Raw genomic sequence first — 12,429 nt, 5'->3', positions numbered from 1 at the left:
GAATACGGATGCACAGCGAAAAGCGTGATCAAAATTTTGATGCAATTGCAGATAAGTTTGAAAAGAACATTTATGGAACAAGCAAAGGGCGCTTGCGCCACGAGTTACTTCAATATCATTTACGCAAAAATATTGATTTTTCAACATTAAGTACCGCCCTTGACGCCGGTGGTGGCACAGGTGAAATGTCACGGGTACTGCTTCAGTCGGGGGTGAATGTAACCTTGAGTGACATTTCAAATGAGGCACTAGCCATCGCTAAGCAAAAATGCAGTGAGTCTAGCGCGCTTTCAGTGATCCATAGCGATATATTAGGCTTACCTGATTGTGAATATGATTTAGTCATTTGCCATGCTGTACTCGAATGGTTAAATGATCCTTATGTTAATGTTCGAAAACTAATTTCGATGACGAAAATTGGCGGCTATTTCTCGCTAACGTTCTTTAACAAAGATGCGCAAATGCTTGGCAACTTACTCTATGGAAATTTTGATTACGTTAAACAAGGCATGAAGGTGAGGAATCGGGTACGCCTGAGTCCGAACAAACCGCTTCAACCCAGAGTTGTGATTGATTTTTTGCAGAAACAACCCATTTCGATTATATCTACGGGGGGGATCCGCTGCTTTCACGACTACTTAAAAGACCCCACAATGCAACAAAGTCACTATGAACAACTCAAAGAAGCCGAGATGGCATTCGGTGATAAAGAGCCTTATATGTGGTTAGGCAAATACTTCCACATTCTTATGCGCAGAGACGCCTGAAGAGTAAGTTACTGTTATGCGCTTAATAGCGCTTCAATGTCCTTTTTAATCTGTTCCGGCTTGGTTTTAGGCGAATAGCGCTTAACCACGTTACCGTGTGAATCGACTAAGAATTTGGTGAAATTCCATTTGATGCGGGTCGATCCGAAAATACCTGGGGCATGTTTCTTTAAGTACATGAATAAGGGGTGTGCATTAATGCCATTCACTTCAACCTTGGCAAATAGCGGAAAAGAAACAGAAAACTGAGTTGTACAAAATTGTTCAATTTCCTCATCATTACCTGGCTCTTGATGCCCAAATTGATCACACGGAAAGCCCAGCACCTCGAACCCTTGCGTGGCATAGGTTTCCTGCAATGATTGCAATCCATCATATTGCGGCGTAAATCCACACTTACTTGCTGTATTCACAATCAAGAGCACCTTACCGTGATATATATCCATTGAAAGGGCATGGCCGTTGTTGTGTTTGGCAGCAAATTGGTAAATGTTATTCACGGTTTAATTCCGGTTTTCAAAGCGATGTAATATAGTGGCATTTTTACGAAAACTATCAAGGATTTAAAGCATCATTATGACAACAAAAATAGCGTTTATTGGACTCGGTGTAATGGGCTTTCCAATGGCTGGACATCTTGCCAAAGCCGGTTATAAAGTCACGGTATACAATCGTACTCAATCAAAAGCACAGGAGTGGTTAGCGCGTTTTGATGGTCTATCACAAAGTACCCCAGCAAAAGCGGCGAAAGACGCTGACATCATATTTATATGTGTTGGTAATGACGATGATTTGCGTTCGGTAGTTTGTGGAGAAACAGGGATTTTAGCAACCGCAAAAGAGGGGGCTATTATCGTAGATCATACAACGGCTTCAGCAGATGTGGCGCGTGAAATTGCAACATTATCGGCACACCAAGGGGTAGCATTTTTAGATGCCCCCGTTTCTGGCGGGCAAGCTGGGGCTGAAAACGGGCAATTAACAATCATGCTAGGTGGTGACGAATCGAGTTTTACTCAAGTGGAGCCTATCATTGCATCCTATGCTAAGTTCAGTCGATTACTCGGTTCAATAGGCAGTGGTCAACTTGCAAAAATGATGAATCAAATTTGTATCGCTGGTGTGGTACAAGGGTTAGCTGAAGCGCTCCACTTTGGTCAAAATGCCGGGCTCGATTGTGAGTCGGTCATCGATGTTATCTCTCAGGGAGCAGCTCAATCATGGCAGATGGATAATCGCTCAAAAACCATGTTAGCGGGCGAGTACGACTTTGGTTTCGCAGTAGATTGGATGCGTAAGGATTTAGGGATTGCTCTTGATGAGTCTAGAAAAAACGGAAGCACACTGCCGCTGACAGCGCTAGTTGACCAGTTTTATGCTGACGTGCAACGCCAGGGCGGGAGTCGGTTTGATACTTCGAGTTTACTTACTCGTTTGAAAAGCCATTGATAAGTTTCAACGCCATATGATGTCGTATTATTTTTTATCGTTAGTTAAGTCTTTTTATGGTTACCACTCTTAACGAACACCAGCGACCGAAAGGTTAAGAAACCTAATAAAATACAAGGAATCGTTATGAAAATAAGAACTCTATTGATACTTTTGACCATTAGCGGGTTAACCGCTTGTTCGTATCCCTATGGCTATCATGCTCCTGCACCGGATACATGTGATGGGGCACCTGGATGTGCAGCTTCTGCCATCTTTTCAGGCGTAGTCAAAGCAAAACCTAGAGAGGGCCAAAAGTGCGCGGATATGTTAGGTGAAAATAAACGTGAATGTGAAGCTCAGGTTGAATCTATTAAGCGTTCTATCGAAAATGCCAAGAAGCAGTCCTAATAACGTGTTTTAGTCATAAAATCATCAAAAAACGGCGCGTATAGCGCCGTTTTTTGTTAATCGCACTAGGTGGAACTGGCATAACTCATCGCTCGTTAAGTAGTGACCGCTTCACAATGCCACTGGTGGCCATGAAAACTTACATTCGCTTTTCCATACTCTCTGTCTGCTCGCCAAGTACGGTTGTTTAGCTTAACGACAACACCTGGGTAAATACGTTTATTTGCCGATACCATGATCCGTTGCTGGTAGTCGTCTTTATTTGCTGCAAGCTCCACTGCCTTACGTTCAAGCCATTGCATTAACTGGTGTTCGTTATCGAATAATTCTTGAGCTGCACTGACTTTGTCCCGCAGGTCATCAGGAATAAATTTGCTGTGGATAAGCTTCATGCGATCTTCGTGACGACTACAGTTTTGGCGAATTTGCCTAACCAATTCGTCCAGCGAGTCTTTACGCGCTAAAAGTGAATTAAAGCCATCGCTGAAATCTAACGTTAGATTACTACCAGAAACAGCGCCAAACGTACCTGCTTGAACTCGGTTTTGACTGAAGATAGAGCACGCAAATAAATTTCCATTAGGTTTATCAATCGGACCAACAAACATTTCCTGTCGACACACGACTTTACTAAATGCTAATTGACGACCAATGGTTATACCACCGTCACATTTTATATCCAGCCCTTGACCATGTTGAATATGAATACTGCCTTTTGCGCGTAACGTGGTACTGTACTCGGTTCCAGCATCATTCACTTTGCCCATTGCGCCTTCGGTAATTATGATATCGCCACCAGCACGAATAGTGGCAGACTCAACAAAACCGTTAACGGTTACATCGCCGGTTGCAATAATTTCCATTTTTTCTGTGATATCGCCATTGACCAAGACTGCGCCGTCATAGTTAACATTGCCTGTACCGACGTTAACGCCTTTACAGATATAGGTATCGTCTACCCACATCTTTTGATCTTTAAATTTAGGCATGCCTGAAATTTCTGCGATAAGTAGATTCTCGTCCTTATCGCTTATCATAGTGCCATCACCAGGCCTGAATGTTATCCATTCCCCCGCTTTAGGGCGGATAGTTTCACCCGTAACGGTATAACCTGAACGACCATCAGAGGGAGGCATTCTGCGCAATAATTCTGTGCCGACTTTTACACATATAATGTCGCCTAAATTGCGCATATCAACACGACCGTGATGAGATGATTGAGGACGCAATATGCGATCTAATGCATTTTGTACTAGCGGTTTTAGCTTTGATGAACGGCCTGTTTTAGGCGGCAAACCTTTGGCGATTGTCGCACTGACAGATTCTCCCGAGGCTGAGGATAGATAAGATTGATGCAATGCCTGCAGACGTTTAGTGCTCAACCCGCGTACGATATTACTTTTGTTTGTAAGTGCGACTAAGTCAGTTAAGGTTAAGAGAGGTGCACCGTAGCCTTTTGTGATCGTCATACTAGCGCTTAATTGGCCTTCTTCAACCTTACATTTAATCTCGTTATCTTGCCGTTCGCCTACGCGCTCCACGAGCGTTGCGCTGGCTTCTGTTTTAATTGCTTTTTGCGTATCGGATAATAACGTGTGGATAGCGTCATCATTCAAATAAAACTCGGCGTATTCACTTTTCTTGATAACCTGCAACACGCTTTTAAAATCAATTTTACCGTTCAACTCTTGTGGGTTAATGTGCGCACTAAGGTGCGTATTTGTTTCATCAACCGTTAGGGTTATTCCATCCATTTTAATCACCTACATTATAAATATTGAAACACTTCATCATTACAACCCACAATCTCAAATACTTAGATAAAGTCGACATCACTGTGTTTATTATCGGTCATAATCCACAATGCATGATTATTTAGAAATATACAGTGATTAATAGCTTGCTTAAAGTTGTTCAGCGTATGTATATAACGCTTTAAGTATGGCTAATTTGTCGTTATTAGATTGATACTGTTCGCTGAGTAACTCTAAGGTTTGTACGTAATCCGTCATCGTAATACTGGACGGTGACGTATCATCCAACAAGCGGAACTTACGGTGGTTTTGCCAGCGTTGCAGTTCTTGCTCATTCAACGATGTGGGGAAATTTCGAGCTTTATAATAAAACAGTAGATTGCCTAATCTAGGATCTTCAAAGGGGAGTGTAAGGTCGGCCAATTGTTCAGGGCTACTGTGTAACACTTGATCCATTAAAGCCCGATCTTTTGGACTAAAGAATGCGCCGCTATAAAGAGCATGATCAGCGTCCTGTTCTTTGTTATCTCTAGTCGCGCTGTGAACCGCAATCAGTTTAGCAACCAACTCAGGGTGTTGTTTGAGTACTTTTAGATTGCTTAGGCACGCTTCTCGGTCAATACCGAGTCTAGCAGCGTTAGATTCATCTAACGTTTTAGCCGGAGCAATTACAGGGCTTTTGTTAACATGAATTAATTTGATTGGTAAACGTTGTTCACCTTCTTCAAGCATATTGGATGGGGTGTAGAGCTTTTCAATAATCTCGTCCACCGACAAATCAATTAAAGGCTGAATGTCCAACGCTAGATTTACCACTATAAAAGCATTTTTATTAGTAGGATGTTGAGCAACAGGGGCTATCCACGTACAACACCCGTTTATGGCTGGTAGCTTTGAAGATATATGTACCAAAGGGGTATGTGCATTGATATCGAAAAGGGCAATAACGTTTTTCTTAAACCGTAAATTAAACAAATAATCGTATAATTTTGGCTGCGCCGTTTTGACGAGTTTTGCCATACCAATCGTGGCGTGTACATCCGACATGGCATCATGGGCTGCAGCATGCTCAATGTTATTCGCTTTGCTTAAATCTTCTAATTTAAAACTAGGAGAACCATCGTCTTTTAATGGCCACTCTATACCCTCAGGTCGAAGTGCGTAACAGGCTCTAACAACATCGATAATATCCCAACGACTATTACCATTGCGCCATTCGCGGCCGTAAGGGTCGTAAAAGTTTCGATACAGAGTGTATCGTGTCACTTCGTCATCGAAACGGATATTATTGTAGCCAGCAACACAGGTTTCAGGCGCCGAAAATTCTTGATGTATCTTTTGGATAAAGTCGGGCTCTACCATGCCGTCACGCAAGCTATGTTGTGGTGTTATACCTGTGATCAAACATGCCTGTGGGTTAGGTAAATAATCATTTGGAATTTGGTTGAAAATCATCAACGGCTGGGAAATGATGTTCAGATCCAAGTCGGTTCGAATACCAGCAAACTGACATGCAGGATCTTTTTGAGGATTAACGCCCCATGTTTCGTAATCGTGCCAATATATCGATGGTGTAGACACAGTATTCCTTATCGTTTTGATTCTCAGGGGATCTCAACAGAATTACGTTGCAAACTCAAATTAAACCCCGTTTTTTGTTCATAACTATGTAATTTAATTGAACATTGTATTTATTTATCTCGCACAAACTAAAGTACTACCTATAAAGCCTATTAAAACCGACAATTTGTGCTTAACTCTAAGTGTGTTAACAATTTGTTGTTCAAATGGTAGCTCACCTTTGGAGTATTTATGCAATCATTACGAGTTAGCGATTATATGAATTGTCGCCCTGTTACCTTTTCCCTAGAAATGTCTGTAGCCGAAGCCGTCGAACGTTTACTACAAAGTGGCCAAACGGGTGGTCCGGTTGTTGACGAAAAGAATAAAGTCGTTGGTTTCCTATCGGAGCAAGACTGTTTGGTAAGAATGATCGAATCAAGTTATTACCGAGAGCAAGTTTGTCGGGTAAAAGACATTATGCAAACGGAGGTTATCTCAATTCGTCCTTACGTCTCTGTGATTGAACAAGCGCAGAAAATGTTAGTCGCTAAACCTAAGGTTTACCCAATCGTCGACGATGACGGTTATTTATTAGGAACAATCAATCGCTCTCAACTTTTGAACGCAATAGATATGCAGCTAAGAGATGGATACCGTATAGCCGGTTAGGCTTTTTTAGGGTTTTACCCAATCGGTACTAGTATTTAAATTCTCATTCTTCTAGGATCAACACCCATTGTGGTTGTCCCTAGTATGAGCAAATTTTATTGTCTTCACATTTATCAGAAACGCAAAGCGCTCCGTTAACTTATTCCCAATTAAACGAACTGACGTCAGTGTGTATGGCGTCGGATCGGTTTCGTTTTCAACGCCGCTTTAAACAGATTCAACGATTCGATAACAAAAAGAAAAACGAAGCCCTCGCTAAGTTGAGTAAAGATATCGATAGGTCGGTGTTATTAAAAGAGCAAAGGCAAGCTAACCTTCCAAAGGTAGAATACCCAGACTTACCCGTTACTGAACAAAAACAGAAAATTTCAGATGCGATCCGCGATAATCAAGTGGTGATTATTGCAGGTGAAACGGGCTCGGGTAAAACAACTCAAATTCCGAAAATTTGTTTAGAGTTAGGGCGAGGTGTAAGTGGTTTAATCGGCCATACTCAGCCACGAAGACTCGCCGCTAGAAGCGTCGCTAACCGCATAGCAGAAGAGCTACATAGCGAACTAGGAAATGAAGTTGGGTTTAAAATTCGTTTCTCAGATCAAGTGAGTGATCGTACCTATGTAAAGTTAATGACAGACGGTATTTTGCTCGCCGAAATTCAACAAGATAGATTTTTAAATCAATATGACACCATTATTATTGATGAGGCGCATGAGCGAAGTCTCAATATTGATTTTATCCTCGGTATACTGAAACAACTACTGCCTAAAAGACCGGATTTAAAGTTGATCATCACCTCAGCGACGATCGACCCTGAGCGCTTTTCAAAGCATTTTGATGATGCTCCGATTATTCAAGTGAGCGGCCGAACTTTCCCAGTCGAAATGCGTTACAGACCATTACTAGATGACGACGGTGAGAACGACAGGGACCAAGCGGAAGCGATAATTGATGCAGTGAATGAACTGGGTAACCATAGCCAAGGAGACATTTTAGTCTTTCTAAGTGGTGAGAGAGACATTCGCGACATGGCAGATGCACTGACACGTCAACAATTCCGGCACACTGAAGTCGTGCCACTTTACGCTAGGCTGTCTGCAGCAGAACAAAACAAGATATTTCAATCTCACTCGGGTCGACGCATCGTGCTTGCCACCAACGTCGCTGAAACATCATTAACTGTGCCTGGGATTAAATACGTTATTGACCCAGGTACGGCACGTATCTCACGGTACAGTGTGCGCAGTAAAGTACAGCGATTACCAATTGAGCCGATTTCTCAAGCTTCCGCCAATCAAAGGGCAGGGCGTTGTGGTCGCGTATCAGATGGTATCTGTATTCGTTTGTACAGTGAAGATGACTATAACAATCGCAATGAGTTTACAGATCCTGAAATACTAAGAACGAATTTAGCCTCTGTCATCTTACAGATGATGGCGCTAGGCCTTGGCAAAATTGACGAGTTCCCCTTTGTGCAGATGCCAGACTCACGCAGTATCAATGATGGTTTTAATCTGCTCGAAGAGCTTGGTGGAGTCGAGAAAAATACAGGGCGTCTAAACTTAACCACCATCGGCCGGCAAATGGCGCGTTTACCCATTGATCCTCGCTATGCCCGGATGATTGTCGAAGCAGAAAAACTCAATAGTATGCGAGACGTATCTATTATTACTGCTGGTTTAAGCATTCAAGACCCGCGAGAGCGCCCACAAGATAAACGGCAAGCGGCTGATGAGAAACACCAAGCATTTGCCAATAAAGAGTCTGACTTTTTAGCCTTATTAACGCTTTGGTTAGAATTTAAAGCAAAACAAGTCGAACTGACCAACAATCAATTACGCAAGTGGTGCAAGCAAAACTTCATTAACTATTTACGTATGCGAGAGTGGCAAGACATTGTAAGCCAGTTGAAAAAATCTATCGCAGAGCTCGGGTTTAGTATCAGCCAGGCAGATGCGGATTATCAAGCTATTCACCAAGCGATGGCTGCTGGATTGCTATCTCATATCGGCAATAAAGATAAAGACAAGGAATACCTTGGCGCACGTAACGGCAAGTTCATGTTATTTCCTGGGTCAGGAATTGCCAAAGCGAGTCCTAAATGGGTGATGGTTGCTGAGCTTGTGGATACATCCCGACTATTTGGTCGAATGGGCGCAAAAATTGAACCTCAATGGCTGGAGTCACTAGCGCCTCATTTAATTAAACGTAATTACAGTGAGCCACATTGGTCGAAGAAGCAAGGAGTTGTCCAAGCGTTTGAAAGTGTGACTTTGTACGGCTTACCTTTAGTTTCTAAACGTCGCGTTGTTTACAGCCAAATAGACCCAGTTATCAGTCGTGAAATATTCATACGAGAGGCCTTGGTTAATCAAGATACTAAGTTAAATGACGATTTTTTAACTGAAAACCAGTTAGAAGTGGATGAAATTAAAGGGTTAGAGGATAAGACACGCCGCCGCGACTTGTTGGTGGATGAAGAGGCGTTGGTTGATTTTTATGCTCAGCTTATTCCTACACATGTATGCAGCGAGGCCAGTTTTAAGAAATGGTGGGGCAAAACTAAAAACACCCATCCCGACTTGCTAACCTATTCAAAGCAAATGCTGCTTAAGAACTCACCGACAAAGTCACATGCATATGATTTCCCTGAAACGTGGCAGCAAGGCAATTTAACTCTGCGTCTAGATTACCACTTCAACCCCACGGATATAGATGATGGTGTCAATTTATTGGTGCCGCTTTCCCTATTAAACCAGTTGTCTGTTGTGGGGTTTGATTGGTTAGTGCCTGGGCTACGTCACGAGCTTATCGTCACTCTTATTAAATCATTACCAAAACGTCTTCGACGAAACTTTGTACCCGCACCTAACTACGCGGATGCTTGTTTGTCCGATATCTCTGCGATAGATAAGAAAGGCCAACCTATCGCTTTTCTCAGTGCAATCAGCCAAAAGTTAAAGCGCATGACTGGCGTAGAAGTTGAATTAGAAGAATGGCAGGTAGATAGCCTACCTTCTCATCTGCGGTTTAATTTTAAAGTGCTAGACGATAATAACAAGGTCGTGCAACAAGGTAGGGATCTGCAAGCGTTACAGCACCAGTTACAGGGAAAAGTTAAGCAGAGCCTGAGTAAAATGGCGAAACCTGGTTTAGAAAGGTCAGGCATAACCCAGTGGGATTTTGAGCAGTTACCCACCGAATATGTCAGTAAGCAAAGTGGTTTTAATGTAAAAGCGTACCCCGCATTGGTGTCTGAAAAAAATGTAGTAGCGATAAAACTGTTTGATAAGCCGCATATGGCACTCGAAGCGCATCAGCTAGGATTACGACAGTTAACTTTGTTATCGATTCCATCTCCTATTAAATATCTGCATGAAAAACTGCCTAATAAAGCTAAGCTCGGTTTGTACTTTAACCCATTCGGGAAGGTTGCTGCCCTGATTGATGATGTCATCGCGGCCGCAACAGACGAGCTGATAGAAAGCTACCGTGACCTTCACGGTGACATTCGCACGCCAGAAGCCTTTCACGCCTGTAGCGAGCATGTTCGCAGCGAAATAAATGATAGCGTGTTAACCATCGCCCAGAAAGTTGAAACCGGCCTAACCAAAGCGCACCAAATCAAGAAGAAAATGAAGGGTAATGTGCCGATGGCGATGATCAATGCTTATGGGGATATAAAGCAGCATTTAGACAGCCTAGTATTCAACGGGTTTGTAAGTGATATCGGTGCTCGACGTTTGAGCGATTGGCAACGCTACATTGAAGGGATCGCCAGACGAATCGAAAAACTACCTATCGACCCAACAAAAGACCGCTTGCATCAATTGAACGTAGAAAAAGTGCACGGTGAGTATACAAAGCGGTTGCAGAAAATCCCTGCCGGCGTACCTATACCTGATGAATTAAAAGAAGTTCGCTGGATGATAGAAGAGCTTAGAGTGTCATTCTTTGCCCAGCAATTAGGCACAGCTATGCCGATATCAACCAAACGGATTATCAGCCAATTAGACGCTAATTAGCTCATTTAGGGGCGATCTTTAGATTTAACTGAGTGGATTAAGAAAAGTCCGTTGACATTGCTTAATCCGCACCCTATAAACACAGAGTAGGCAATAAACTAGGACGGAATTTTTGATGTTAGGCTACAACGACAAACGTAATTTTTTTCGCATGATGGTCAATTCAGCTTGCGAGATTGTGGTTAACGACGATGAGTCGAGTCGTACGTTGCACGCAGTATGTAAGGATATAAGTGCTACAGGCATGTCATTTGAGGTGGAAGAGCAATCCGTAGAAATCGGTACCGCTGTTGACGTTTATATTGAATCAACAAACAGCCAAATCCCTTCCTTGTCAGCCAAAGCTCGCGTGGTGCGCTCTGAGTGCAATGAAGACAGTACATGCGTAATTGGCGTCGAAATTACTGAGATGAATTAGCCTTAGACATAACGGGCTGCTAATCTCAGTTTTAAAGGGGTAGGACGCTGAGCAAAGCGTAGAAAAATAAACAAGCGCTAATTTTAAAAGTAGCGCTTGTTAAGTATTTCTATGACGCCTCACAATAGTACCTCACAGCACTTTGCAAATTAATCCCTTCAAGTAAAACCCCTCAGGGTAGTTTGTTGAGACGGGATGATCAGGCGCTTGTGATAAGCGCTGGATTATTTGTACTTCTCGGCCAGCATCTAATGCAGCATCCGCTACGACTTTTTGAAACAAATCGAAGGGCATTAAACCTGAACAGCTAAATGTGGCAAGAATGCCGCCAGGGGCCATGATCTGCATTGCCAGCATGTTGATATCTTTGTATCCACGACAGGCTCTATTTAGCGAAGCCTTAGAGTCTACGAATTTAGGTGGGTCGAGTATAATTTGAGAAAACTGTTTAGACTGTGTTTTGTAATCACGTAATGCTTGAAATACATCATGATTAATAAACTCAGATTTTGAACTATCTAGCTGGTTAATATCCACGTTGCGTTTAGCCGTTTCAAGGGCAAGGTCAGATACATCTAAGCTAGTAACGCTACGCGCACCGGCAGCAAGTGCATAACTACCGAATGTGCCTGTGTAGCAAAAGCAGTTTAATACGTCACGATCTTTGGCATATTGAGCGGCAATAGCGCGGTTATCGCGCTGATCTAAATAGAAACCCGTTTTATGACCTTGTTTCACATTGACGATGATTTTTACACCATTTTCTTCAATGATGACTTCATCCGGTATGTCGCCAGCAAGCACTTGGGTGATTTCTTCTAATCCCTCTTTTTTGCGCACTGCTACATCACTTCGCTCATATATGCCATGCTCAGGAAATTGTGCTTTTAGCGCCCATACTATTTTTTCTCTATGTTTATCAGCCCCTGCTGAGAGTAGTTGGCAGACGATAACATTGGCATAAACATCGATGGTCACCCCTGGTAGGCCATCTGATTCTGCGGCAATCAAACGATATCCGGTTAAACCATGTCGCTCAATTAGCTCTTCTCTGGATTGTTGGGCTCTAGCGATACGACGTTGAAAAAAACCGTTGTCGACACTTTCATTTTGCGTAAACGTCCATATTCTAACTTGTATCTGAGAATGTGGTGAGTAGGCTCCGCGGCCTAGCCATACGTCTTCGTGACTATAAACATCGACGGTATCGCCGAGATTCATTCGGCCTTTAGTGCTCTCAATTGCACTGGCAAATATCCAAGGGTGACGACGTAATAAAGACTTTTCTCGACCGGGGTGAAGTGTAACGCGTGATGACATAGTGTGGTGGTTTCCAGCATACAAATTGAAAGTAGATGAGCGTGGCGCAAAATCACATTATCAATGGTACAAATTAA

Annotated in this window: 10 protein-coding genes; 6 read left to right on the top strand and 4 right to left on the bottom strand. The window is 42.8% G+C overall.

Going from position 1 to position 12,429, the window contains the following annotated elements; all coding sequences use genetic code 11:
- Positions 1 to 8: 8 nt before the first annotated feature.
- Positions 9 to 767: a methyltransferase domain-containing protein gene (locus AC0VYA_RS10950; RefSeq protein ID WP_475488257.1), complete on the top strand. Its 759-nt coding sequence runs from the start codon at positions 9 to 11 to the stop codon at positions 765 to 767.
- A gap of 14 nt (positions 768 to 781) precedes the next feature.
- Here AC0VYA_RS10950 and AC0VYA_RS10945 read toward each other — a convergent pair whose 3' ends face one another.
- A complete protein-coding gene (locus AC0VYA_RS10945) occupies positions 782 to 1,267 on the bottom strand; it encodes a glutathione peroxidase (RefSeq protein WP_473480602.1) in 486 nt (161 codons plus the stop codon).
- A 76-nt stretch (positions 1,268 to 1,343) separates the two neighbouring features.
- Between AC0VYA_RS10945 and AC0VYA_RS10940 the strand changes: the two genes are divergently transcribed.
- Both AC0VYA_RS10940 and AC0VYA_RS10935 read left to right on the top strand, forming a co-directional pair.
- Entirely contained in the window at positions 1,344 to 2,216 is an 873-nt protein-coding gene (locus AC0VYA_RS10940) for an NAD(P)-dependent oxidoreductase (RefSeq protein ID WP_475488256.1), read from the top strand.
- A gap of 126 nt (positions 2,217 to 2,342) precedes the next feature.
- Positions 2,343 to 2,606 carry a hypothetical protein gene (locus tag AC0VYA_RS10935; protein WP_475488255.1) on the top strand — a complete coding sequence of 88 codons (264 nt, stop codon included), beginning with the start codon at positions 2,343 to 2,345 and terminating at the stop codon, positions 2,604 to 2,606.
- Between the two features lie 95 nt (positions 2,607 to 2,701).
- On the opposite strand, the gene AC0VYA_RS10930 is transcribed toward AC0VYA_RS10935, so the two are convergent.
- Together AC0VYA_RS10930 and sbcB are read right to left on the bottom strand one after the other, a co-directional pair.
- Complete coding sequence (locus tag AC0VYA_RS10930) at positions 2,702 to 4,360, bottom strand: DUF342 domain-containing protein (RefSeq protein ID WP_475488254.1); 1,659 nt, start codon at positions 4,358 to 4,360, stop codon at positions 2,702 to 2,704.
- Between the two features lie 150 nt (positions 4,361 to 4,510).
- Positions 4,511 to 5,941, bottom strand: a complete 1,431-nt coding sequence (gene sbcB / locus AC0VYA_RS10925) for an exodeoxyribonuclease I (protein ID WP_475488253.1) — start codon at positions 5,939 to 5,941, stop codon at positions 4,511 to 4,513.
- Positions 5,942 to 6,172: 231 nt separating this feature from the next.
- Here sbcB and AC0VYA_RS10920 point away from each other — a divergent pair, with 231 nt between their 5' ends.
- From AC0VYA_RS10920 to AC0VYA_RS10910, 3 genes are all read left to right on the top strand, one after another.
- A complete protein-coding gene (locus tag AC0VYA_RS10920) occupies positions 6,173 to 6,592 on the top strand; it encodes a CBS domain-containing protein (RefSeq protein WP_011574973.1) in 420 nt (139 codons plus the stop codon).
- Positions 6,593 to 6,690: 98 nt separating this feature from the next.
- Positions 6,691 to 10,614 carry an ATP-dependent RNA helicase HrpA gene (gene hrpA / locus AC0VYA_RS10915; RefSeq protein ID WP_475488252.1) on the top strand — a complete coding sequence of 1,308 codons (3,924 nt, stop codon included), beginning with the start codon at positions 6,691 to 6,693 and terminating at the stop codon, positions 10,612 to 10,614.
- 115 nt (positions 10,615 to 10,729) lie between these two features.
- On the top strand, positions 10,730 to 11,032 hold the full coding sequence (locus AC0VYA_RS10910; protein WP_006993337.1) for a PilZ domain-containing protein: 303 nt from the start codon (positions 10,730 to 10,732) through the stop codon (positions 11,030 to 11,032).
- A 132-nt stretch (positions 11,033 to 11,164) separates the two neighbouring features.
- Here the strand turns inward: AC0VYA_RS10910 and AC0VYA_RS10905 are convergent, their stop codons facing one another.
- Positions 11,165 to 12,352, bottom strand: a complete 1,188-nt coding sequence (locus AC0VYA_RS10905; protein ID WP_475488251.1) for a class I SAM-dependent rRNA methyltransferase — start codon at positions 12,350 to 12,352, stop codon at positions 11,165 to 11,167.
- Between the last annotated feature and the right edge of the window lie 77 nt (positions 12,353 to 12,429).

It is taken from the genome of Paraglaciecola sp. QJM3NY_14, from assembly GCF_056173245.1.
The sequence above is the reverse complement of the archived record's forward strand: the minus strand, read 5'-3'. Positions and strand labels throughout refer to the sequence as shown.

Coding starts and splice junctions, on each gene's coding strand:
- AC0VYA_RS10950 (WP_475488257.1), top strand. CDS start 9: ATGCACAGCGAAAAGCGTGATCAAAATTTTGATGCAATTGCAGATAAG.
- AC0VYA_RS10940 (WP_475488256.1), top strand. CDS start 1,344: ATGACAACAAAAATAGCGTTTATTGGACTCGGTGTAATGGGCTTTCCA.
- AC0VYA_RS10935 (WP_475488255.1), top strand. CDS start 2,343: ATGAAAATAAGAACTCTATTGATACTTTTGACCATTAGCGGGTTAACC.
- AC0VYA_RS10930 (WP_475488254.1), bottom strand. CDS start 4,360: ATGGATGGAATAACCCTAACGGTTGATGAAACAAATACGCACCTTAGT.
- AC0VYA_RS10920 (WP_011574973.1), top strand. CDS start 6,173: ATGCAATCATTACGAGTTAGCGATTATATGAATTGTCGCCCTGTTACC.
- AC0VYA_RS10910 (WP_006993337.1), top strand. CDS start 10,730: ATGTTAGGCTACAACGACAAACGTAATTTTTTTCGCATGATGGTCAAT.
- AC0VYA_RS10905 (WP_475488251.1), bottom strand. CDS start 12,352: ATGTCATCACGCGTTACACTTCACCCCGGTCGAGAAAAGTCTTTATTA.